The sequence below is a fragment of the Enterococcus sp. 3C7_DIV0644 genome (assembly GCF_002141235.1).
In the GTDB taxonomy this organism is placed as follows: domain Bacteria; phylum Bacillota; class Bacilli; order Lactobacillales; family Enterococcaceae; genus Enterococcus_D; species Enterococcus_D entomosocium.
Map to the genome: position 1 here is coordinate 2889768 of NZ_NGLK01000001.1, position 22662 is coordinate 2912429.

Here is a 22662-nt window from a genome sequence, read left to right on the forward strand (position 1 = left end):
CATATTACTTTATTTAATTAAAATTAGATGATAATATGATAATACAATTAGAAAAATGAGTTTTTAAGGAGAGAATTATGGAAGCAGAAACTATTGTATTAGGTAAAGCATATGAATGTAAACCAGTCGGCTTACAAAGCCGCGTGATCGGTGAAGTGGTCAGAAAAATGGAACGGTGTGTCGTATTAAATGTGATCCGCTACGATGGGATCGATCATGAAGATATCGAAGAACGTTGCGGACGAGTAGTTGCAAAATACAATGAGATCTATCAACCAGCGCTAGTTGAATGCTTTTTTAGCTGATCCATTGGTAATCACCCAATCAAAATAAAATGAAACCATGCATGTAAACCAATTCCCTTAAAAAAAGACTGTTTCTCAGAAGCAGTCTCTTTTTTGATTCTTAGACTCAGGTACCTAGCAAAAGAAGTGCTATAATAGGCGAGAAAACAACAGAAAGCAGGGAATAGGATGGAACTAAAAAAGACGATCGTTGAGGAACAGCAGTTGCTTTTTGAATGGCCGAATGAAGCAGGCCAACTGCAAATTGTTAAGGGAAGTTTAGCGCAAGTCAAAGAAAATACTGTGCTATTTTTTATCAAAGACGGCCAAATTTTCTCAGTAGCAGACGATAAAACCTTTGACGACCAGTTAGAATACGACCGCTTGATGATCCTCACACCACCTTGGGAGATCATGGCTCCTTACTTAGTAGCCTATTATCAAGAACAATATCAGTTAACCAATGGGTCCAAAGCATCCATCGGCATACCCAAAGAGTTGCAGCAAACCATTGCTGCTAGCGCAAAACCATTTGATCGATTTATCGATTTTCTTGGCTATGGATCTACGAGCAAAAAGACGACAAAAGAGGCAAAAAAAGGGGGCAAACCAAGACACAAATGGTCAAAAGAATTACAAGATGAACCCTTCATGGTTGACTATCAAGGAAGTAAAGCAAGGGTCTATTGGCAAAAACGCAACGAGGTTCGAATTGAAAAAGGCGCAATTTTGAGTCAAGAGATTCCCTTGAATAAAGACGGATCGGTTGGTTTTTCTGCTCGTTTAGCGGAAAAAATTCGGCAAGAAAACCAAGCGGCGATCAAAGAGGGACACACGATTGAAGACGTTGTATTAAAAAGTGTCAACGAGGTAGGAATGTTTCTTTACTATGGGGGCACCAATGGTTGGCTACAATTAAAAGATCAGCAAGGAAGAACCTTGAACGAGCGAACGGTGGAGTAGAAAAGAGAGGCACTGAACAAGAAAGCGATCCACCATAGCTAAATCAATCTGCTTTGGTGGATCGCTCTTATAGTTTAACTAGGAGTAGCCTCTTCATTGATCAAGACAAATTCTTGACCGGTCTTGGACAAAACAAGGTTCGGTTTTGCAGTTCCTTCTTTTTCTGCTCGATACGCCTCTCGGTGCTTTTGCAAATGTTCGGGACGTTTTAACCAAGCTTGAAAGGCTTTTTTCTCAGTCCATTTTGACACCAACTGGAAAACGAGGCTGTCTTTTGATTCTGAAAACCATGCTTCAGCAGAGTGACAGCCAGCAAATGTTTTCATTGAGGCGGTATCTTTTTTCATTTTAGCAAGAAAGAGTTCTTTTCCTTCTGGAATGACTTCAAACGCAACGGTACGGATATACATGAAATTCCTCCTTTGACTCGGGACGATTTGGTTTAGTATAGCGCTAATTGAGAATGATTGTCAATTAGATATGGAATCTTGTAAGCTTTTTATCGATAGTCATTTTTTGATTAAATCCCTCAAAAGCCTTGAACAAATGAAAAAAGTACGTATAATTAATATACGTACTGAAGAGTCCGAAGAGTATTGGAGAAAATGGATACTTGGGGAAGTCTTTCTTTTCTCACGTGCAGTACTCTTCGTTTGTTTAGTGTACCACTCCCATTTTAAAATAGATACGTTTTTTTTGCTTTCTGAGGAGATTTCTTTTATTCCTTGAGTTGAAAGGCAAAAAAGTGGGAAGGTTCTGAGAAAGCGCTATGAAGACGAAATTTGCGTCTTTTTTTTGAAATGTTAGGAAAGAAATATTAGGAAAATAGTGGAAGTTTTTTTTATCCATTTTTCTTCGAAATGATGTATAAGAGAGTAGCCAAAGTTCTGATCGCTAGGAGATCAGAACTTTTTTGTGTGGTTTCTTGGAACTACTCCTTTCAACGATATTTAGCATAAAGTCGCTCTTTTCTAATTTTAACATTCAGAAGAGAACTTCTGACACAACTATGTAACCTCTTACATTTTTTGGTCGTGTTAAATTGACAGGCTGCATAAACATGCGGTAAACTCGGTACAACAAACAGAATTTTTTGAATTATCTGAATGTTAGAAGGGGATGAGTAGAAATGGGGAAACGCAGCAAATATGCAGTATCGCTTGTGTTACTAAGCAGCTTTTTTTTAGCAGCTTGTCAAAATGGCAATCAAGAAAACGAGACGGATTCATCAGCAGCTTCTTCCGCAGAGCAAGTGATCAATGTGCAATTTTCGGCGGAGATGGGCAGTGCCGATATTTCTTTAGCCACCGACTCTTATAGCTTTATTACTCTGAACAATGCTTATGAAGGCCTTTATCGCTTGGATGAGAACAATGTTCCAGTGATTGCCGGGGTAAGTGAAGAAGCTGAAGTCAGTGAAGATGGGCTGACCTACACCATTTCACTGCGGGAAGAGGCAAAATGGTCCAATGGCGATCCAGTTACTGCAGCTGATTATGTTTTTAGCTGGCAGCGAACCGTTGATCCAGCCACTGCTTCTAATTATGCTTATATGCTGGCACCCGTTAAAAACGCTGCCGCTATTTCAGATGGGACGCTAGATAAAAGCGAGTTAGGGATCGAAGCAGTCAATGATCATGAGTTGAAAATCACGTTAGAAAAACCAACACCTTACTTTTTATCTTTACTGGCTTTTCCAACCTTCTTCCCACAAAACGAACGTGTCGTGGAGGAATTTGGTGATCAATACGCCTTAACAAGTGAAAACGCGGCGTACAATGGACCATTCCTATTGACCAATTATGCTGGCCCAGGCACCGATATCCAGTGGTCATTGGAAAAAAATCCGGATTATTGGGATGCCGATTCAGTCAAACTTGAAACAGTTAATTTCGATGTCGTGAAAGACTCATCGACTGCTTATAACTTGTACGAAAGCGGACAAGCCGATGACATTATTTTAAGCGGTGAATTGGCGATGCAGAATGTGAATCATCCTGATTACATTGTTCAGCCTAGTGCAACCACTCAGTATTTAGAAATGAATCAAGCACCAGAAGATTCGCCTTTTCGAAATGCAAATTTGCGGCAAGCCATTTCTTATAGCATGAATCGGCAACAAATCGTTGAGAATATTTTAGGCAACGGCTCATTACCGGCTGTCGGTTTTGTTCCTTCTGACCTAGCTTTCAATCCAGAGACAAAAGCTGACTTTGTTGAGGATGCGGCAACGACGTTAGACTATGACGAAGAAAAAGCCCAAGAGTATTGGGAAAAGGCCAAAGCTGAGCTGGGGATCGATACGTTGTCTTTCGAGCTGCTGACCTCAGATACCGACCAATCGAAAAAAATGGCGGAATACATTCAAGGAACCTTGCAGCAAACACTGGATGGATTGACTGTCGAAGTCACAAACGTTCCTTTTTCTGTTCGTTTGGATCGTTCCAATAGCGGCGATTTTGAGATGGTCATGAACAATTGGATCGGGGACTATGCAGATCCAATCAACTTTTTGGAATTGTTCAAAAAAGACAGTTCCTACAATCGTGGGAAATGGCTAAATGATGACTACGACCAATTGATCGAACAAGCCTCCAATGAAAATGCCAACGACCCAGAAGCCCGTTGGGAAAATATGGTGGAAGCAGAAAAAATCTTAAATGAAGATTTGGGCGTTATACCGCTTTTCCAAAGTGCAGAAGCACATCTGCGGTCGCCTAAGATCAAAGGCCTCATCGTTCATAGTGTCGGTGCTGCCTATGATTATAAAAATGTGTTTGTCGAAGAATAAGTAAAAAAAAACAATTCTTTCATACATCTACCGACTGACGTAGTCAAACAGTACTGCAGAAAAGAGGAACGCCAAGCGTTCAGCAACTAGAGCAAGGAATAAAGCCGTTCTTTATCTAGCAGTGAAGAGGAATCATTCATTCCAGCTAGATAAGAACGGCTTTTCCTTTTGGGAGGAACACGAATGAAAATCACAGCAGTTGAAACGAAGCTAATTCCGATCCAGCTGAATGCACCGTTTAAAACGGCGCTCAGAGAAGTGCACGCCGTCGAAGTGATTCGAGTGCTGCTTTTTTTTGATAATGGGATCGTTGGCATCGGAGAAGCAGCACCTACCGAAGTGATCACCGGTGATACAAAAGAAAGTATTTTAACAGATATCGAAACTGTCTTTACCCCGTTCCTGTTAGGAAGAAAGGTAGATGCCCAATTGCTGGTAATGGATGAGCTTCATGCGTTGATCCAGCATCATACGAGCCCTAAAGCGGCGATTGATATCGCGTTGCATGATGCACTGGCAAAAGCGGCAAACTTGCCTCTTTACCGCTATTTAGGTGGTTCTGCCAATACACTGACAACCGACTATACGATCAGTGTTGGTTCACAGGAGCAGATGCTGCATGATGCCCAAGCGAAAATCCAGGCGGGATTTCGCTCCTTGAAAATCAAACTGGGAGTAGACGCGATCGAAGAGGAGGTTGCGAAAATTCGCCGCATCAATGAACGTTTGGCAGGAAAAATCCCCTTTCGAATTGATGCCAATCAAGGCTGGACCAAAGAAGAAGCGGTGCAGATTTTAGACCAATGGCAAGACATTCCGATCGAGTTTGTTGAGCAACCCGTCAAAGCCAATGATTTTGCTGGACTTAGCTATGTGACTGCTCGGACGACGATTCCGATCATGGCAGACGAAAGTCTTTTTTCCTATGAGGATGCCAAACGTTTGATTGCTGAAAACTGCTGCGATTATATGAACATTAAATTGATGAAAAGCGGCGGGATCAAAGAGGGACAAAAAATTTATCAATTGGCAAAAGAGCATCAAATGCCGGTGATGGTCGGTTCGATGATTGAAGGGTATGGGGGAATGGCTGCAGCCGCCCATTTTGCCTTGGGGATGGCGGATGTCCAATTTTATGATCTGGATGTTCCTTTTATGTGGGAGACCCAAACGACTTCCCCTGAAATGCAAGGGATTCTTCAGCGTCCAGGAAGCTTGAGCGTCACCGAACGCATCGGACTAGGAATCAACGAATAAACAGTTATGAGAGGAGCAAAGATGAAACAAATTGTTCAGGCTGGCTCTTCCTTCTTATGGAAGGAACCCAAAGAAAACAAAGTACTAGCAAAAATCAAAGCATTTCCTTTAGAAGCACTGCACACTTTTTTGACTGATGAAGATACGATGCGGCTTTATCAGGAAAGCTTAGTGGACTCCGAAGTATTATATGGGACGATTGTAGAAGTCATCGCCCAAACGGATGGTTGGTCCCATGTGATCGTCTTGGATCAAATAAGCAATAAACACCCACTCGGGTATCCGGGTTATCTGCCGAACGAGGTATTGAAGCCATTGTCACCAGACTATGCAACAGCCAAAAGAAGGATTGGTGTGATTGCAAAAGAAGCCGTGCTTGTTTTTGACTCGACCACACGACTTGTTTCTTTTGGAACAGTTTTACCACTTGTTGGGGAAACCGCAGATTCCTATCAAGTGGCTACGCCTAATGGACCAGCAACGATCGCTAAAGCTTTTGCTCACGTCCTATCGGACACATGGGCAAAGCTCCCAGAAAAAATAATAGCCTTGGCAGAACAATTTATAAACCAGCCCTATGTCTGGGCAGGCATTAGCGGCAGTGGCTTTGACTGTTCTGGATTCATGTATTCGCTGCATCGACTTCATGGTATTTTAATCCCCCGAGATACGATCGAGCAAGCACAACAAGCAAACATCGTACCTTACAGTCAGGCACAACCAGGGGATCTGCTGTTGTTTGCTTATGAAGAAGGAAAAGGCGAAGTCCATCATGTCGGTCTATATTTGGGGGATGACGAAATGATTCATTCAAGAACACCTGGGTCACGGGTCATGAAAACCAAAATCACTGGCTCTAATTATGAACCAGAACTCGCAGTTGTGGCGCGTTATTGGCAAAACCAGCCGAATGAATCACAGGAATACTCATGAACATTCTTTTCATGATCGTAAGGAAAGGGGCATTTGATGAGAAAAGATGACTTGCGTGTAGCAATTGATCCTATTCTAAAAAACTACCAGGCAACGTTGGAAATGGGGGTATGGATCGGTACGCCAACGGAATGTCTTGTTGACTATCAGGGTCAAAAGTCGTTTTCGGCAGCGAGTATTAGTAAGCTTGTTTTGTACGCGTATTATCTTGAACAAATCATCGAAAAAAAGATCGATCCCCAACAGGTAATTTGTGTGAGCCCTGTTGATCTGACAGGGGGTGCTGGGGTGATCCGTCTTTTTCCTCAGAAGAAAGGTTGGACCATCAGTGAACTTCTCACGGCAATGATCGCCGTATCTGATAATACTGCGACCAATGTACTATTGGACTTAGTAGGGTTGCCCACGCTTCAGGCATGGATTCAGGAGCCGGAGATCCAATTTGAACGGTATATGATGCGACCGATCAAAGACAAAGAGAACCGCTTGACACCCTCGGTGGCTGCCAAACTGCTACTAAGGTGTGTGGAACGAGAAGAAGCTGCACTAGGATTTTCACCTTTAAATCAGCAGCAATTTCAAGATGGATTAGCGGGGAATTTTGCTGAAACTGCGCAGCCTTCTTGCCGCATTTTTAATAAGACAGGTCGTCTTGACCGCATCGAACACGATGTAGCATATTTACAAGCCAATGAAACGACGATCATCATTGCGGCATTTTCCTATGATAAAGCCGGTAGTGGCCGAGGGATCAGTTGGCTAAGAGAAATTGGTCAAACAGTCTATCAGCAGTATTTTAAGTAAAATACGCTGCGTATCGAGTGCCTCTGAGTGAGGATCGATACGCAGCGTATTAATTATTTACAACAATAAAATCCCCCATATCATAGCGGTGCCGTGATTGGGAAAATTCAAAAGGCGTCCCATCGCCGAGGTAAACCGTTTGTTCCACTTCTAAAATGGGATCGGTGGCAGCACAAGCTAAGTATTGCTGGTCGTAGGTGTCTGCACGATCCGCTTTGATACGACGGACAGATGTTCCAATCGAGGAGTGGAGTTGGTTCGTGATGTAGCTATAGACGGAAGAGGCTAAGACTTCTTCGGTAATGCCAGGAATGACATGAAGCGGCATGATGGTATATTCTAAAACAACGGGTATATCGTCAAATAGACGCAAACGAACGATATCATAAATTTGCTGGTCACTGCGAATGTTTAGTTTTTCTTGTTCTTTCTCATCGGGAAAAAGAATGGCAAAAGAAATGATCTTGCTGGTGATCTTTCCTGTTTCTCCAAGGCGCTTGGTCAGCCCGCGATTGATCTTGGCGTTGTAATCGAAGGTTGAATAGGAATCCCTGATAAACGTACCCGTGCCTTTTTTACCGTAAATAATGCCTTCCATTTGTAAAATATTCAATGCTTTTTGAATCGTCACGCGGCTCGTTTGATAATCCGCAGCCAGTTCGGATTGCTTCGGCAATTTTTTCTCTTCTTCGTAAAACCCGTGATTGATTTTGCTCCGTAAATCGGCAGCGATGTCATGGTAGTTCGCCATTTGCTTCACCTCAAAATAATAATAAGTGATAAAACGAAGTATGTAAACGTGGAGCTTTACATACCCTGTTTTAAAGGCTTTTCCTGCGTTTACATTCTTCAATAAATGAATTACATTTGTAATGTAATCGTTTTCCATCAATTGAAGAACAAGGTATAGGAGGGAGTTTTATGCAAGGATTTATGGATCGACTCGCTGACGTTTTGGGAAAATTTGCCAACAGGATCAACAATTTACGCTACATCATGGTCATTAAAAATGCCTTTGCTGCTTTGATTCCAGTAATAATTACCGGGGCATTTGGTACTTTGTTTTCAGCAATGGTTTTTGATGCTGAAAATGGATTGGCACAAATCGAGGCACTGCGCTTCTTAGAAAGTTTAAAACCGATCTCATCTGCGGTCAGTTATGTGACGTTGAGTTTCTTAACGATCTATGCAGTGTTCCTGATTGGGATTGAGCTAGCAAAATTAAATAAGATTTCGGGGGTCTTTCCAGGAATCATCGCCGTGATGTCTTATCTTTCTGTTAATCCAATGATCTTTGAATTTTTGCACGAAGATGCGACGGTGGTTGCCGAAAACGTGCTGGCTAAGCAATACACGGACACGAAAGGCCTATTTTTAGGCATGTTCGTTGCGATCGTTTCCATCGAGCTTTATGCGTGGCTAGGAAGACAAAAACGGCTGCAGATCACGATGCCTGATAGTGTTCCAGGGAATGTTTCGGCAAGTTTTTCGGCATTGTTTCCAACGATTTTCACCGTGACCATCATCGCCACCGCTGGCTTTGCTATCAAAGCACTCACAGGGATGTATGCCTACGATATCATCTACAATGTCGTCCAACGACCACTGGAAGGGATCGTCCAAGGATTACCAGGTATCTTGTTGTTGATGTTTATCGCACAAGTTTTTTGGGTCATCGGGATTCATGGGAACCAGATGGTCAAACCCATTCGCGAACCATTGTTGCTGGCAGCGATCGCCGTCAACACGGAAGCTTTTGAAGCTGGAAAAGAAGTACCCAATATCATTACGATGCCGTTTTGGGATATGTATATGAGTATGGGCGGCTCTGGCGTGACGATTGGTTTGCTGATTGCGATTTTGATCGTCGGTAAACGGGAGGACATGCGTCAAATCACTAAATTGTCATTAGCACCTGGAATTTTCAATATCAATGAGCCGGTGATCTTCGGAATGCCGATCATGCTGAATCCCATTTTGGCGATTCCTTTTATCCTCACACCGTTAGTAACAGGAACGATTGGATACGTGGCGACAAGTCTAGGCTTTGCCGCTAAAGCGGTGGTAATGGTCCCATGGCCGATGCCACCGATCGTCAATGCTTATCTAGCTACTGCCGGAGATATCGGGGCTGTGATCACGCAAGTGATCTGTATTGTCGTGGCGATTTTGATCTATCTACCTTTTGTTTTGGTAACGAATCGTACGACCAATGAAGTTGCATAAAGGAGTTTTGCAAAAATGGTAAAAATACCTGAAACATTTATTTTAGGGGCTGCTTCGTCTGCTTGGCAGACAGAAGGCTGGCAGGGAAAGAAAGAAGGGCAAGATTCGTATCTCGATCGCTGGTACAAAGAAGAACGCTTTGTCTGGCATAATGGCTACGGGCCTGCTGTTGCGACGAATTTTATGGAAAAGTTTTCAGAGGATGTTCAACTGATGCAGGAGGTTCATTTGACCCATTATCGAACATCGATCAACTGGGCGCGCTTCTTTACCGATCATGAGCAGCTGATCGTTGATGAAGACTATGCTGCTCATATCGATCAGCTTATCGACCAATTGCTTGCGGCTGGTGTCGAACCGATGCTTTGTTTGGAACATTATGAACTGCCAGCTAGTTTGATGGATGCCTATGATGGCTGGAGCTCGCGGAAAGTGGTCGATCTATATACCCGTTATGCCGAAATCGCCTTCGAACGTTACGGTGATCGAGTCAAACAGTGGTTCACCTTCAATGAGCCGATCGTTATTCAGACTCGTTGCTATCTCGATGCGATCCGCTGGCCCCATGAGCAAAACACAAAAAAATGGATGCTTTGGAATTATCACAAAGTATTGGCGTCCGCCCAAGCGGTGGCTGTCTATCATGAAAAAGGCTACGAGGGGCGCATCGGTTGTGTGCTGAATCCAGAAATGGTTTACGCACGCTCTTCCTCACCGGAGGATCAAAAAGCGCAAAAAATGTATGATCTCTTTTTCAACCGGATCTTTTTTGATCCAATGGTCAAAGGTCATTATCCAGAGGAACTTATCACACTTTGCCAAACCTATGGCATCTACTTTGATCCGACAGAAGAAGATCTGGAAACGATCCGCACCCATACGGTGGATTTCTTAGGTGTCAATCAGTACTACCCGAAACGCGTGCGGGCACCACGATATCAATGGCATTCGGATACACCATTTCATCCAGAAATGTTTTATGAGACCTTTGATTTGCCAGGAAAACAAATGAATAACTCTCGTGGCTGGGAAATCTATCCGAAGGTCATGTACGATATGGCTAATTATCTTAAAGAGAATTATGACAATATTCCATGGCTGATCACTGAAAATGGTATGGGGCGGGAAAATGAAGAACAGTATATGGATGCCACAGGTCAAGTCCAAGATGATTATCGGATTCAGTTTATTACCGAACATCTTTACTGGCTGCTAAAAGCCGTCGAGGAAGGCGCCAACTGCGAAGGCTATATGCTTTGGGCATTTACCGATTGTGTTTCACCTATGAATGCGTTCAAAAATCGCTATGGTCTCGTCCGAATTGAGTTAAATGAAGAACGGACCCGGTCATTAAAAAAATCAGCCGCTTGGTATCGTTCCCTTATTGATGAACGGTGGCTTCCATTTGAAGAAAAACCATTGATTCTGTAATAAAAACCCACGATTATTTCCTAATCCTAAAGGAAATAATCGTGGGTTTTCAGTTAAAAGGGTTGTTTATGAGGAGCAAGTTTCTCCCAGTCAAATATGACACCCATCCCTGGTTCTTCTGGGGCAATCGCGCAGCCATCGGATGGATCGATCACTAATGGTCTCGTGGTGTATTGATCGATTGGGAAACTGTGCATTTCAAGATACCCAGCATTAGGCATCGCCGCCAGTAGACTGACGTGTAATTCCTGCATGCCATGTGTAGAAACAGATAAGTTACTTGTTTGTGTTAAGGCAGCAATTTTCAACCAGCCGGTGATCCCACCGCAATTGGAAGCGTCGGGTTGTGGAAAATCGACATTGCCATATTTGATCATATGAGCAAACTCAATAGGGGTGCGCAAGTTTTCCCCGCCTGCGACCGCAATTTGCCCTTCTTTAGCGATACGAGCGTAGCCTTCGTAATCTTCGGGGATTGTTGGTTCTTCAAGGAACAAAATGTCATAAGGCGCCATCAGTTTGGCGGCTTTGATCGCTTTTTCAACAGACCAGCTCATGTTGGCATCCACCATAAAGACAACATCGGGACCAATCAATTCTCTGACCGCTTTTATTCGAGCAATATCTTCGGCAAGTGTTTTTTGGCCCAATTTGATTTTGACCGCTTTTAATCCCATGTCTAAATATTTTTGATTATTGGCTAAGAGTTTTTCAAGAGAAAAGTTTAGATCGATCGCACCACCATAGCATTTGACTTTGTTACTTGCGCCGCCTAAAAGTTTGTAGAGAGGTTCTTGTGCTTTTTTCGCGCGTAAGTCCCATAAGGCAATATCACAAGCCGCAATGGCGAAACTCGCTAAACCGCCTCTGGCAACATAGTGAATGCCCCAGTTCATCTGATCCCACAAGGCCTCCACACATGCTGGATCTTTCCCTAAAAGGATTGCTTTTAGTTCTTTGTCGATCAGTTTGGCAATCGATTCGCCACCGAAGCCACCAGTATACGTATAGCCCACACCTTCACGTCCCTCATCAGTAACGATCTTGACGATAGGCACTTCAAAGTGGGTGTGTAAGCCGTGCTTCGCATCTTCCATGATTTCCGGAAGAGGTATCCGATAATACGCTGTTTGTACATCTGTAATTTTTGCCATTAAAAATCCTCCTCAAACTAATGTTCACGTGTGCATTTTAATGTTAACGTTTGCATAATCATGTTAGCATGGGAACGCGAGATTGACAAGACAAAAATCGCTCAAATTCAATACTTAGGAAACAAGAATGTCTCTTTTTAAGAGGTCATTCACTTAGGAGCGAAGCTAAAGGACCTCTTCAGAATATAAATAGAAATTGGAGAGATGTTATAAGAAATGAATTGAAAACCTTATAAATTGTCATAAAAAGGTATTTAATGTAATTTATAGACATATTTATTGAATAAAAATCATTTTTGTATTATGATTATCTTAACAACGAGCAATGAAGAGTACTGGGGCAGATGAAAGCTTGGGGAAGTCTTTTATTTGGGATACCTAGTACTCTTATCTTTCTTCAACGACAAGTGAAATACAAAAGAACGACTGAACTTCTTTGGTTCAGTCGTTCTTTTGTATTTCATAAAGCGAGCGAGAGTAACTTGTAGTAAGGAAGAAAAAGTTTTTTCTCAATTGACAAAGGAATAATCATTGGCGGTTAAAACAGTACGAGCTTGTTCTACCTGATGCTCCTTGATTAAAATATAATCAGTATTGAAGGTAGAAACAGCAAAAATACTGATTGACTCCTCGGCTAGAAGGGAAGAGATTCTTGCAATAATGCCAATTAAGCTAAAATCCAGCACACCAATTATTTTCATCGCTTTCCATCCATCTTCTCTGTTTAGCGTTTCAGCTGGAACGTTTGCAGTTGGTAACACCAAAGAAAGTTCTTCTGACGTATGGGCAAAAAAAAGAGGAACAATCTTCAGTATCGAAGGATCAATACTCTTTACTTGGATGACAGAAAAAGAGGGAGCCAGTAAGGTTAGTTTCATCTAATCACGTCCTTCGTTTGATGCTTTCATCATATCAAATGGGAAGAACGAAGGGAATAAGCTGTTAAACATTTTCAATTATCAAACCAATTAGCAAAGAGAACGATAGTCTATACCTTGATAGGAGCTCAACCTATCGTTCTGGTATTAAACTTTTCTTCGAGTCTTTAAATCACCAATCTGGAGTTCCGGTTTTTCGAGGGAGCTACCTAAGTCTGTGAGAAAAACATGGAATAATAAGGAGCAGGCATGATAATCTCGGATGATTTTCTGCTTATTCACGGATCTTTTTTTGTCACTGAAAAATTTTTCTAATACACCGAGTGGTTCTTGCCAAGATTTCAATTGCTCCAAAGTATCTCCTAAACCATATATGTCCTGGTAGCTAATTTCTTTTACCGGCTGCTTATTACTCGTCTTAATACCCATCTTTTCTATTTCTTTCAACGTAACGCCTCCATTCTGCTTTTATTGATGTTTGTATAGACACCACTTTTAATCCTATTTTACTATATGATGTCTCTAGGAACAACATCTGTTTGCAGAAAAGGTGGGGAACACATGAACAGAAGAATAGAAATAGGCTTAAAAGAGCTTGTAAAAAGCCGAGGAATTTCTCTAAGAGAGTTAGCACGCTTATCGGATATTGAACCTTCGATTATTAATAAGCTGGCAAATGGAAAACGAGAGAAAGTTTACCTTCAACATATTGAAAGAATCGCTAATGCATTAGAAATTGACGATATTTCAGAAATTATCAGACTCACGAAAAAATAACTTTTTGAAAAGTAGGCTAAGGCAAAAAAGAGAACACTTAGAATATCGTAATCACACTGTAGCGACGTGACTATTCTAAGGTTCTCTTTGTTTTTATATCCTATAGAAATCAGAGAAGGCGACACAGAAGGATTTAGGAAGCACGCCAGCGGACGGCATCACTTCTAGCCCACCACTTTTCGGAGTGGCGGGCTTTTTTTTGCGTGCTTTTGAAAAAACTATTTAGAAAACTTTTTAGATTGGTAGTCAAATAGTGTCACATACTGGCACAAGTAAAAAGCCAAAACCCTGTAAAATCAAGGTTTTGGCTCTTAGTGTCACTTACTGACAGTTTAAAATGGAGATGGCGGGAGTCGAACCCGCGTCCAAACATATTGCTACCTAAAAATCTACGCTCATAGTCAACTCATTTGTAGATTCGCTTTACAGCTTGCCGAGTGACAGGCAGTCTGTATTGCTAGTCTGATGATCTCTTTTTTATCTTACAGACGGAAAGATAAAACGTATCCCACTTAGAATAGGACCCTTACTCGAGCACATGGGCGATGCCGAGAGGATCTACGCTAACTGTTTTTAGGCAGCTAAAGCGTAAGAGTTTTCGTTTTTAGCAGTTATATTTAACTGTAACGTTTTAACGTAGACGTAACCTACGAAGCGCAATTCAGGCTCAACTATGCCTGTCGAATCCGTAACATCCCCTTGATAAAAGGGGTATCGCTACCATTCACTAGTATACCATATTTTCGTGCGTGTGCAAAGAATCAGATTAAGTCAAAATGTTTCAGGGCGTGTACGATCCCGCCTTCGGTATTTTTCAAGGTCACGAAGTCTGCCAGCTCTTTTAACTCTTGAATCCCATTTCCCATTGCAATCTTGTGGTCACAGGCTTCTAAAAGGGCGAAATCGTTGCTGCCGTCACCAAAGCCAAAGGTAGGTACATCTTCTAGACCCAACAATTCTACCAAGGTTTTTACGCCAGTCCCTTTAGAAGTCCCGGATTTTACGACATCGATTGAAAAGGGCGTATTACGATAAAAAGTTAGTTCGGGAAAACGCTCATGATAATAAGCATCGTTGCCGACACCTAAAACCAACAACATATTGGTCCGATCTGTTTCATAATGCAGAGGATCGATTTCTGGTAGAGGGCTACGGACGTAGTTATATGCACCAACCATTTCCTCGGTGTGACCAGTCGCCCAATAGCCTTTCTCATTGTAATAACACAGCTCATCGCCATTGTCTTTGACGGCTTGGTACATCCGTGCGCAAAGCTCAGGCTCAAGGGTATCGGAAAAAACTTCTTTGCCATCAATGCGGATAAAAGCACCGTTCATGACGATGTTCGAGGTAATACCAGCTGCTTCACGAATAGCGGTAACTTCAGGTTCGGTTCTGCCTGTTGCAATGATCGGCAGTACTTGGTTTTTACGCAACCTCGCCATCGCCTCAGCAATTTCCGAAGTGATTTGCGAGTGTTCATCTAAAAGTGTACCGTCAAGATCAAAAAAAGTTAATGCTTTATAGGTCATGTATCTTACTCCTAAGGTTTATAGTCATAGTCCACTCACAATCTTATCAAAGATTGAAAAAAAGGCAAACCTTTATGAATAATCGGTGAAGTTGTTGGTAGAAGAAAGAAATTCGAGTATACTATAGGAAGAATGGAGTGAAACGATGATTTTTTTAGTAATTGGCAGCATTTTTTTCTTGATTGGTCTCACTTTTTTTCTTTTTCCATCAAAAAAAATGAACCTTATTTATGGATACCGTTCCTATCTAGCAAAACAAAATGAACGCAATTGGCGACAGGCCCAAAAACTATCTGCCCGATTTTTTCTGCTTTTTGGCGGAATCATGGCGGTCATTGGGTTTGTCTTGAAATGGCAAGAATGGACCAATTTTTTCCTAGTTGAAATGATCGCGATCCCTTGGTTCATCGTGCCGATCTTTGGCCTGATCGAAGAGAATCTGCAACGATTTGATAAAGAACATAGAGGTGAAGAAAATGAATATATTAATGATTGAAGACAACGAATCTGTTTCTGAAATGATGCAAATGTTTTTCTTGAATGAAGGATGGGAAGCGGCTTTTAAGTACGACGGCAAAGAAGGACTGGAAGCCTTTGCTGCTGAACCAGACAAATGGGACATGATCACCCTTGACTTGAACCTTCCTTCCATGGATGGCATGATGGTGGCGCGAGAAATTCGCAAAATCTCCAGTACAGTACCTATTATTATGTTGACGGCCCGTGATTCAGAAAGCGACCAAGTCATCGGGTTAGAGATGGGGGCGGACGACTATGTGACGAAACCCTTTAGTCCATTGACCTTGATTGCACGGATCAAGGCATTACACCGCCGCAGTGAATTGGTTGAAAAAACAACACCCGAAGCTTCCGATGCCACCTTTGATATCGTCACCGATCATTTCAAAATGAACACAAAAACAAGGGAAGCCTATTTAAATGGCAAACCCATCGATGGGTTGACGCCGAAAGAATTTGATTTGCTTTATACGTTAGCGAAAAAACCGCGACAAGTGTTTTCGAGAGAACAGCTGTTAGAACTGGTTTGGGATTACCAATACTTTGGCGATGAACGGACCGTTGATGCACACATCAAAAAACTAAGACAAAAAATTGAAAAAGTGGGGCCACAGATCATTCAAACCGTCTGGGGCGTTGGGTACAAATTTGATGATGCGGGTGCTGCTTAATGCGCTACCTGTATCAACAGCTGATTGCATTTTTTGTGGTGATCTTCGTGATCTTGATGACGATTGGTATTGCGTTTACTCAAATGACACGCCAAACGTTACAAGAACGGAATTATGAGCAGTTAATGGGGTATGCTTCGTCGGTCGCGACGATTTCGCAAATCAGTGATTCAGAATATTTACAGCAAAATATGACCCGGGATGGCTATCTACAGTATTCCTTGCGTTTGGCTGAGAATATTTTGAGCAACCAAGATATCTCCTTTGCTTTCTTTAAAAGTCCTGATGACATTATTTATCCACTAGATACCGCTCATGCTGTTGATTTTCCGATCTCTGAAAAAGACTGGCAATCCTTAGAAAATGGGGCGCGTCTACAACTGACTTCCGCCACAAATTTATACGGGGAAAAAGAACTGACTTCCTATGTGTTGATACCTTTTTCTGTCAATCGCACGGATTTTTACGGTGTAATGGTGGTTTCGCAATCGGCAAGCAGTATTTTGAATCTTGTCAGTGCTTTTAATCAAAACTTGTTTAAAGTTTGTTTGATCTCGATCGTTGTCTCATTATTGATCAGTTACCTTTTCGCTACGTTCCAAGTAAGACGGATCAATCGAATGAAACGAGCAACCAAAGAAATTACTAATGGCAATTTTGATATTTTCTTGCCGGTGCATAATCGGGATGAATTTGATGAATTAGCCGAAGATTTTAATTTAATGACGAAATCCTTAAAAGAATCTCAAGAAGAAATTGAACGGCAAGAAGAACGTCGTCGGCAATTTATGGCCGATGCTTCTCATGAGATGCGTACCCCGTTGACGACCATCAATGGCTTATTGGAAGGCTTAGAGTACAACGCAATTCCTGAAAATCAAAAGGACAATGCGATCCGCTTGATGAAAAATGAAACCAATCGTTTGATTCGTCTTGTCAACGAAAACCTTGACTACGAAAAAATCCGAACCAACCAAATCTCGATGGTCATCAAAAAATTTGATGCGACGCAAACCATCAAAAATCTGTTGACGCAACTGGAGAGCAAGGCAGAAATTGCCAAAGATGTGCTGATTTTAGAAACAACCGATCCAATCGATGTCTACGCGGATTATGATCGTTTCGTCCAGATCATGGTCAATATTTTACAAAATGCGATCCAGTTTACGGAAGAAGGAGAAATTCGGGTCCGAATAGAAAAAGGCTATTTAGAAACGATTATCGAAATCAGTGATACGGGAATCGGCATGTCTGAAGAACAAGTCAAAAATATTTGGGATCGTTACTACAAAGTCGATCCGTCCCGTAAAAACCGTCAATTTGGCGAATCAGGTCTAGGCTTATCAATCGTTGAACAGCTCGTACGCCTGCACAAAGGAAAGATCAGTGTAGAAAGTGAACTTGGCAAAGGCACGACCTTTAAAATCTCTTTTCCAGATATCGACTTGAATGAAGAATAAGGAATCGACCGGCAGAAATTCGCTTAGCCGGTCGATTTTTTTGCGGTTCATTGGCAGCAGCCCAAACAAAAAGACTTGCTTTTGCAAGCAAGTCTTTTTGTTTGAGGGCTATGTAAACTATAGATAAGTGGTATAGGGCGTATGGGCAAAGCATTCGTCTTCATGGATCAAATAGATGGCAACAGCAAATTGTTCGGCGATTTCTTGGCACAAAGGTAGTAGGATTTGGACCTCTTCTGTTGTTAACGTGTTCAAGACATTTTCGATTAAAAGGGTTTCTCTTTCTGAAAGTAACGCTAAGAGCAGCTGAATTTTGATCTCCTCAAAGGGGCCTAATTCTGTCCGCTCTTTTTTCAAAGCCGATAAGGGAAGCTGAACATAAGGCAGAACACCCTCTAAATCGCCCCCTTTTTTATTTGCAAGAGATACATTGTCCATGACGGATAAAAAGGGAACGGAGGGCCATTGAGCACGAATCAAGATGGCTTTTTTTTGTGAAAGCAGCAAACTTAATTCAGAAGTTTTTGTTTCATTGTCTTTCGAAACATAATAGAAACCAATTGGTTTCGTTAGCTGAGTTGGTTTTTCCATTGTTTTTTCCTCCAATACAGACTATGTCCGCTGGCAATCAAACCAGTAAAACTGGTAACAGCGGCAAGTAAGACGACAAGTGTGTGGCGTGTGCTTTCAAATAAAATAGCAAGCCAAGTGGTGCTGTTCAAATCGACATTTTGGACCAGAATTTGACTATTCTGCGGAATCGTAATGGCGAATTCTTGTCCAGGAAGACTTTGTACAGCCTCCCAAAAGTTATCAGAAGCACGCTCTCGATCAAGGGCAATGATATGCCCACTAAGTAATTCCCGCTGGAAATAAGGCTGGAAGAGTAGCAATAAGACAAAGGCGATCACAGCGGCTGCTAAGAGCGGCAAGAGCATTTCAATGATCTGCATCGCTACCCATTGTCTGGTGGTGGCGCCACTTGCTAACCAAGCTGTGTATTCCGAGCGTTTATATAATTGATAGTAAACTTGAAAGCCAATAAAGACCAGTGTAAAGGCACTAAAAATCAAATAGAACAGTTGATGATAGATTGTCGTGACTGGTTGGATCTCTTCGGCTACTTTCGTTTGCAGATCTTCTGTCGCCAAGAGATCTCTTGTTTGAGCGATCACTTGATCCATCGAATAGATCAAGGCAAACGTCACGATCAAGCCAATCACGGCAAAGAAGGATACAAGCGTATAAAGCACCATGGCTTTTTTATGATAAAAAATGCTGGCAATCGCAAAATGTATAGTTTTCATCTAAGTCACCTCATCCTAGTACATAGTATAAAAGGGGAGTTTGAATAAAGTATGAAGTTCTTGTAGTAAAATATCGAAGCTAAAAAAGTGGCAAGAAAGTTCGACTTTTTCCTATCAAATAGTGCAAAAAAATCCAGCAAGGCAGGTGCCTTACTGGATTGATTATTGGTTGTTCTTACTTTACTCGCCGCTATCTTGTTCCGTCATCTGCTGGTATTCTTGGAAGGTTTTTGTTTGATACAGATCGACGGTCGATTGATTGCCATTTTGAGAAAAGGCACTAGTTGAATCACTGCCTAGATTCTTTTCAATGTCCATCATTTGCTGAAGGGCGTCTTTGTAGTTATAGGTCGAAGGATCAACTTCTTCTAGACCGCTTTTCGCGTAGAATCGTAAAAGGTCACCATTATTGATCTGATCAGAAACCGAAAGCTGCTTGTCGACTTTGGCTTTCCATTCATCGACTTTGGCTTGCAATTCATCGGATGGATCGTTGATCGGCATGCCGGTACGATTGTCATACAATGTACTGCTGTAGTAGGTGTAGTCTGGTGTCACAAAGTCGCCATCGCGGAAGGCAACCAGTTGTTCGTTTTGATCAGAGAATAAATCTTGTCCTAATTGGATATAGTTTGATGTATCCACACCCAGTAAGTGCAATAGGGTTGGCAAGGCATCGACTTGGCCACCATACGTATGATTGATGCCGCCGTTTGATTGTCCTGGAATATGAATCATATAAGGCACACGTTGTAACGAGGCATTGTCAAAGTTTGTCCATGTAGAACTTGTTTTTCCAAGCAATTCTGCTAAGTTACGGTTACGAGAATTGGAAATTCCGTAATGGTCACCATATAAAACGATGACTGAGTTTTCGTATAAGCCACTTTCTTTCAAGTAATTGAAGAACTCTTCCACGGCTTTATCCAAATAATTCGCGGTTGCGAAATAGCCATTGATCGTTTGATCAGAAGTGTTCGCTAGCGGGAAGCCGCCTTCTTCATTGGTAAATTCAGAATATGGGTAGTGGTTAGAAACCGCAATGAATTTTGAATAGAACGGTTGTTGCAGACGTTCTAAGTATTGTACGGATTGTTCAAAGAACGGTTTGTCATGTAGGCCGTATTGGAATGAATTTTCATCATTGACATCATAATAAGATGCATCGAAGAAATAATCATAGCCAAACCGTTTGTAGGTTTCATTTCGGTTCCAGAAGGTACCGGTATTTCCGTGGAAAACAGCACTGGTATAGCCTTGCGTTTGACCTAAAATATCTGGAGCTGCCTCAAAGGTATTTTTCCCACCCAGTTGAGTGAATAACGCTCCTTGATTCAATCCAAACAGGGAATTTTCGAATAATGTTTCGGCATCACTGGTCTTCCCAGCTTTTACTTGGTGGAAGAAATTATCAAAACTAAAGGTACTATCGCTATGGTATAAACTATTGATAAACGGCATGACTTCATGTTCCACGCCATCTTCATCTTTCAATTTATAATCGATCAAGAATTGCTGAACACTTTCTAAGTGAATATAAATGACATTCTTGCCTTTTGCGATACCGAACAGATCATCATTTGGTTCTGCGTAATGTTCTTTAACATAGCTCTCTACTTCGTTCATGTCGTTGGGACTCGCTTCGGCACGTACTTGCGAAGCTTGATAAGTTTGTACCCCATCATAAACCGTAAAGGCGTTGATCCCAAGATATTTGACTAAATAGTCACGAGAAAACGTTCGAGTAAGCAATTCAGGACGATCCGCCTCTGCTAAGAAAAGGTTGGCAGAAAAGACCATGACAGCCAATGTTGAAATGGCGAAAGCCATCCGTGCCCGTACAGGACGAGTGTCCATTTTGATTTTCTTCATTGAAAAGGCTGCAATTAACACGATAAAGTCAATAAAATACAACACATCGTAGGGACGGAACAAGCGAATCGCGCTTTCTCCTAGACCACTTGCCACTTTTCCTACACCGAGCATTGTGTTGATGGTAATAAAGTCAGTGAATTCTCGATAGTACGAAACGTTGGAGAACAACAGCAGGGTCATCAGGAAATAAATCACAAGCATGGTGATATAAGCTGCTTTGGTTCTTCTTACGTACAATGCGATCGACAGCAGCAATAAGGTCGTTGCGATCGGATTGATGAATAAGATGAAGTACTGAATGCTGCTTTCAATACCTAGGTGGAAATCCACCATATAGGCAAAGATATTTTTTAGCCAAAATAATAGGGCTAATAGGAAAAAAAAGCCCATTCTTGTATTCACAAAGGTGGATACTTTATTTTTTTTCAAAGGAATCGTCCTCTCTTTTTCCAGTATAACCGGTAAATTACGATTTTACATCACAATACATTCTACTAGGCTGTGAAAGACGTGTCAAATGAATTCCTTGTCATGACGCGGAATTAAGTATTTCTTTACTTTCAAGGATACAGACAATACAGTCGCTTTTTGCTATACTAAAAAGGAGAATGAATGGAGCAGATGAACATGAAAATAAAACTAACGAAGCAAGGATCAGCGAAGCTTCGCAAAAAGAATCCGTTGATCCAACGAGAAGATCTTCAACAAGCAATCGAGACGAAGGAGTGGGTCACCTTTATTGATCAGGCCAACCATTTCTTAGGTGTCGGCTATCTTGGGGAACAAAATAAAGGGATCGGCTGGGTCGTATCCTTTGAAGAAACAGTGATCGACCAAGCATTCTTTGCGCAACGCTTTGCGAAAGCAAAAGGCAAACGCAGTGCTTACTATCAAGATGACCTGACAGATGCCTTTCGTCTGTTTAATGGCGAGGGGGATCAATTGGGGGGACTTACCGTAGATTTGTATGGCGAGTATGTCGTTTTTTCATGGTACAATGCCACCCTTTATCAACATAAAAAAGCGATCGTGGCGGCTTTTCGTCAAATCTTTCCCGAGATCAAAGGGGCATATGAAAAAATCCGCTTTACGTCTGATCTGCCTGAATCAGCATGGGTCTATGGAAAAACGGCACCTGAACCCTTACTGGTGAAGGAAAATGGCGTCACGTATGCGACGTATTTGAACGAAGGATTAATGACGGGCATCTTTTTGGATCAAAAAGAAGTTCGTGGGCAACTTGTTGATGGCTTGGCAGCTGGCAAGACGGTTTTAAATATGTTCAGTTATACGGGGGCGTTTTCTGTCGCTGCTGCTGTCGGTGGCGCTGCTCAAACAACGAGCGTCGATTTGGCAAAACGCAGTCTAGAAAAGACCCGCGAACAATTTGCAGTCAACGGCATTGATCCAGATACCCAGCGTATCCATGTCATGGATGTTTTCAATTACTTCAATTATGCCAGCAAAAAAGACTTGCGCTTTGATGTGATCGTTTTAGATCCGCCGAGTTTTGCCCGCAACAAGAAAAAGGTCTTCTCGGTTGCGAAAAATTATGGCGACTTAGTCACTGATAGTTTGGCGATTTTAGCGCCTGATGGCTTGTTGATCGCCTCAACGAATGCGGCCAATCTTTCACCGAGGAAGTTTCAAGAAATGATCGAAGCATCCTTAGAGAAAGCACACGTTGCTTATGAATGTATTCAAAGTTATCGTCTACCAGCTGATTTTGCGGTAGATAAGCATTTTTCCGAAGGGAACTATCTGAAAGTATTCTTTTATCAAATGAAAAAGGAGTGAAGT

The 22662-nt window shown here is 41.9% G+C and carries 22 protein-coding genes and 1 other RNA gene; 13 read left to right on the forward strand and 10 right to left on the reverse strand.

Annotation, left to right across the window (positions count from 1 at the left end):
* Positions 1-77: 77 nt before the first annotated feature.
* Together A5877_RS13565 and A5877_RS13570 are read left to right on the forward strand one after the other, a co-directional pair.
* Positions 78-305, forward strand: coding sequence for a hypothetical protein (locus tag A5877_RS13565; RefSeq protein WP_005237217.1), 228 nt, complete (start codon positions 78-80; stop codon positions 303-305).
* Positions 306-473: 168 nt separating this feature from the next.
* A complete protein-coding gene (locus tag A5877_RS13570) occupies positions 474-1247 on the forward strand; it encodes a hypothetical protein (RefSeq protein ID WP_016619846.1) in 774 nt (257 codons plus the stop codon).
* 74 nt (positions 1248-1321) lie between these two features.
* Here A5877_RS13570 and A5877_RS13575 read toward each other — a convergent pair whose 3' ends face one another.
* Complete coding sequence (locus A5877_RS13575) at positions 1322-1657, reverse strand: antibiotic biosynthesis monooxygenase (RefSeq protein ID WP_016619847.1); 336 nt, start codon at positions 1655-1657, stop codon at positions 1322-1324.
* Positions 1658-2376: 719 nt separating this feature from the next.
* On the opposite strand from A5877_RS13575, the gene A5877_RS13585 reads away from it, so the two are divergent.
* The 4 genes from A5877_RS13585 (at position 2377) to A5877_RS13600 (ending at position 7032) form a co-directional block, all read left to right on the forward strand.
* Positions 2377-4038, forward strand: a complete 1662-nt coding sequence (locus tag A5877_RS13585) for a peptide ABC transporter substrate-binding protein (RefSeq protein WP_016619849.1) — start codon at positions 2377-2379, stop codon at positions 4036-4038.
* A gap of 183 nt (positions 4039-4221) precedes the next feature.
* Complete coding sequence (locus A5877_RS13590; RefSeq protein ID WP_016619850.1) at positions 4222-5295, forward strand: dipeptide epimerase; 1074 nt, start codon at positions 4222-4224, stop codon at positions 5293-5295.
* Positions 5296-5316: 21 nt separating this feature from the next.
* Positions 5317-6228 (forward strand): C40 family peptidase, encoded by a 912-nt coding sequence (locus A5877_RS13595; RefSeq protein ID WP_008377632.1) that lies wholly within the window; start codon positions 5317-5319, stop codon positions 6226-6228.
* Positions 6229-6264: 36 nt separating this feature from the next.
* A complete protein-coding gene (locus A5877_RS13600) occupies positions 6265-7032 on the forward strand; it encodes a serine hydrolase (RefSeq protein ID WP_086316974.1) in 768 nt (255 codons plus the stop codon).
* 49 nt (positions 7033-7081) lie between these two features.
* Here the strand turns inward: A5877_RS13600 and A5877_RS13605 are convergent, their stop codons facing one another.
* Positions 7082-7783 (reverse strand): GntR family transcriptional regulator, encoded by a 702-nt coding sequence (locus A5877_RS13605; RefSeq protein ID WP_042890247.1) that lies wholly within the window; start codon positions 7781-7783, stop codon positions 7082-7084.
* A 170-nt stretch (positions 7784-7953) separates the two neighbouring features.
* On the opposite strand from A5877_RS13605, the gene A5877_RS13610 reads away from it, so the two are divergent.
* Positions 7954-9258, forward strand: coding sequence for a PTS sugar transporter subunit IIC (locus tag A5877_RS13610; RefSeq protein WP_016619852.1), 1305 nt, complete (start codon positions 7954-7956; stop codon positions 9256-9258).
* A 15-nt stretch (positions 9259-9273) separates the two neighbouring features.
* A complete protein-coding gene (locus A5877_RS13615; protein ID WP_016619853.1) occupies positions 9274-10689 on the forward strand; it encodes a glycoside hydrolase family 1 protein in 1416 nt (471 codons plus the stop codon).
* A 53-nt stretch (positions 10690-10742) separates the two neighbouring features.
* Here A5877_RS13615 and A5877_RS13620 read toward each other — a convergent pair whose 3' ends face one another.
* The 3 genes from A5877_RS13620 to A5877_RS13630 form a co-directional block, all read right to left on the reverse strand.
* Positions 10743-11843: a mandelate racemase/muconate lactonizing enzyme family protein gene (locus A5877_RS13620; RefSeq protein WP_016619854.1), complete on the reverse strand. Its 1101-nt coding sequence runs from the start codon at positions 11841-11843 to the stop codon at positions 10743-10745.
* A 509-nt stretch (positions 11844-12352) separates the two neighbouring features.
* Positions 12353-12721, reverse strand: a complete 369-nt coding sequence (locus tag A5877_RS13625; RefSeq protein WP_016619856.1) for an ACT domain-containing protein — start codon at positions 12719-12721, stop codon at positions 12353-12355.
* A 147-nt stretch (positions 12722-12868) separates the two neighbouring features.
* Complete coding sequence (locus A5877_RS13630) at positions 12869-13168, reverse strand: hypothetical protein (protein WP_016619857.1); 300 nt, start codon at positions 13166-13168, stop codon at positions 12869-12871.
* 114 nt (positions 13169-13282) lie between these two features.
* Here A5877_RS13630 and A5877_RS13635 point away from each other — a divergent pair, with 114 nt between their 5' ends.
* Entirely contained in the window at positions 13283-13498 is a 216-nt protein-coding gene (locus A5877_RS13635) for a helix-turn-helix transcriptional regulator (RefSeq protein ID WP_034872498.1), read from the forward strand.
* A 335-nt stretch (positions 13499-13833) separates the two neighbouring features.
* Here A5877_RS13635 and ssrA read toward each other — a convergent pair.
* Both ssrA and A5877_RS13645 read right to left on the reverse strand, forming a co-directional pair.
* Positions 13834-14197, reverse strand: a transfer-messenger RNA (tmRNA) gene (gene ssrA / locus A5877_RS13640).
* A gap of 62 nt (positions 14198-14259) precedes the next feature.
* Entirely contained in the window at positions 14260-15030 is a 771-nt protein-coding gene (locus tag A5877_RS13645; protein ID WP_016619858.1) for a Cof-type HAD-IIB family hydrolase, read from the reverse strand.
* 145 nt (positions 15031-15175) lie between these two features.
* Between A5877_RS13645 and A5877_RS13650 the strand changes: the two genes are divergently transcribed.
* The 3 genes from A5877_RS13650 to A5877_RS13660 are packed head-to-tail and all read left to right on the forward strand — an operon-like array spanning position 15176 to position 17680.
* Complete coding sequence (locus A5877_RS13650) at positions 15176-15526, forward strand: SdpI family protein (RefSeq protein WP_016619859.1); 351 nt, start codon at positions 15176-15178, stop codon at positions 15524-15526.
* Positions 15507-16220 carry a response regulator transcription factor gene (locus A5877_RS13655; RefSeq protein ID WP_016619860.1) on the forward strand — a complete coding sequence of 238 codons (714 nt, stop codon included), beginning with the start codon at positions 15507-15509 and terminating at the stop codon, positions 16218-16220. Before A5877_RS13650 ends, A5877_RS13655 begins: the two co-directional genes overlap by 20 nt.
* Positions 16220-17680, forward strand: a complete 1461-nt coding sequence (locus A5877_RS13660; RefSeq protein WP_016619861.1) for a sensor histidine kinase — start codon at positions 16220-16222, stop codon at positions 17678-17680. The genes A5877_RS13655 and A5877_RS13660 overlap by 1 nt, the downstream gene beginning before the upstream one ends.
* A 117-nt stretch (positions 17681-17797) precedes the next feature.
* Here A5877_RS13660 and A5877_RS13665 read toward each other — a convergent pair whose 3' ends face one another.
* From A5877_RS13665 to A5877_RS13675, 3 genes are all read right to left on the reverse strand, one after another.
* Positions 17798-18271, reverse strand: coding sequence for a hypothetical protein (locus tag A5877_RS13665; RefSeq protein WP_016619863.1), 474 nt, complete (start codon positions 18269-18271; stop codon positions 17798-17800).
* Positions 18250-18987, reverse strand: a complete 738-nt coding sequence (locus A5877_RS13670) for a hypothetical protein (RefSeq protein WP_005237197.1) — start codon at positions 18985-18987, stop codon at positions 18250-18252. Before A5877_RS13670 ends, A5877_RS13665 begins: the two co-directional genes overlap by 22 nt.
* Positions 18988-19167: 180 nt before the next feature.
* A complete protein-coding gene (locus tag A5877_RS13675; protein WP_016613914.1) occupies positions 19168-21252 on the reverse strand; it encodes an LTA synthase family protein in 2085 nt (694 codons plus the stop codon).
* A gap of 237 nt (positions 21253-21489) precedes the next feature.
* Here A5877_RS13675 and A5877_RS13680 point away from each other — a divergent pair, with 237 nt between their 5' ends.
* Entirely contained in the window at positions 21490-22659 is a 1170-nt protein-coding gene (locus tag A5877_RS13680) for a class I SAM-dependent rRNA methyltransferase (RefSeq protein ID WP_042890257.1), read from the forward strand.
* Positions 22660-22662 lie beyond the last annotated feature (3 nt).

Coding starts and splice junctions, on each gene's coding strand:
- A5877_RS13670 (WP_005237197.1), bottom strand. CDS start 18,987: ATGAAAACTATACATTTTGCGATTGCCAGCATTTTTTATCATAAAAAA.
- A5877_RS13615 (WP_016619853.1), top strand. CDS start 9,274: ATGGTAAAAATACCTGAAACATTTATTTTAGGGGCTGCTTCGTCTGCT.
- A5877_RS13585 (WP_016619849.1), top strand. CDS start 2,377: ATGGGGAAACGCAGCAAATATGCAGTATCGCTTGTGTTACTAAGCAGC.
- A5877_RS13605 (WP_042890247.1), bottom strand. CDS start 7,783: ATGGCGAACTACCATGACATCGCTGCCGATTTACGGAGCAAAATCAAT.
- A5877_RS13660 (WP_016619861.1), top strand. CDS start 16,220: ATGCGCTACCTGTATCAACAGCTGATTGCATTTTTTGTGGTGATCTTC.
- A5877_RS13645 (WP_016619858.1), bottom strand. CDS start 15,030: ATGACCTATAAAGCATTAACTTTTTTTGATCTTGACGGTACACTTTTA.
- A5877_RS13655 (WP_016619860.1), top strand. CDS start 15,507: ATGAATATATTAATGATTGAAGACAACGAATCTGTTTCTGAAATGATG.
- A5877_RS13665 (WP_016619863.1), bottom strand. CDS start 18,271: ATGGAAAAACCAACTCAGCTAACGAAACCAATTGGTTTCTATTATGTT.
- A5877_RS13610 (WP_016619852.1), top strand. CDS start 7,954: ATGCAAGGATTTATGGATCGACTCGCTGACGTTTTGGGAAAATTTGCC.
- A5877_RS13625 (WP_016619856.1), bottom strand. CDS start 12,721: ATGAAACTAACCTTACTGGCTCCCTCTTTTTCTGTCATCCAAGTAAAG.
- A5877_RS13650 (WP_016619859.1), top strand. CDS start 15,176: ATGATTTTTTTAGTAATTGGCAGCATTTTTTTCTTGATTGGTCTCACT.
- A5877_RS13620 (WP_016619854.1), bottom strand. CDS start 11,843: ATGGCAAAAATTACAGATGTACAAACAGCGTATTATCGGATACCTCTT.
- A5877_RS13575 (WP_016619847.1), bottom strand. CDS start 1,657: ATGTATATCCGTACCGTTGCGTTTGAAGTCATTCCAGAAGGAAAAGAA.
- A5877_RS13675 (WP_016613914.1), bottom strand. CDS start 21,252: ATGGGCTTTTTTTTCCTATTAGCCCTATTATTTTGGCTAAAAAATATC.
- A5877_RS13590 (WP_016619850.1), top strand. CDS start 4,222: ATGAAAATCACAGCAGTTGAAACGAAGCTAATTCCGATCCAGCTGAAT.
- A5877_RS13595 (WP_008377632.1), top strand. CDS start 5,317: ATGAAACAAATTGTTCAGGCTGGCTCTTCCTTCTTATGGAAGGAACCC.
- A5877_RS13680 (WP_042890257.1), top strand. CDS start 21,490: ATGAAAATAAAACTAACGAAGCAAGGATCAGCGAAGCTTCGCAAAAAG.
- A5877_RS13565 (WP_005237217.1), top strand. CDS start 78: ATGGAAGCAGAAACTATTGTATTAGGTAAAGCATATGAATGTAAACCA.
- A5877_RS13570 (WP_016619846.1), top strand. CDS start 474: ATGGAACTAAAAAAGACGATCGTTGAGGAACAGCAGTTGCTTTTTGAA.
- A5877_RS13635 (WP_034872498.1), top strand. CDS start 13,283: ATGAACAGAAGAATAGAAATAGGCTTAAAAGAGCTTGTAAAAAGCCGA.
- A5877_RS13600 (WP_086316974.1), top strand. CDS start 6,265: ATGAGAAAAGATGACTTGCGTGTAGCAATTGATCCTATTCTAAAAAAC.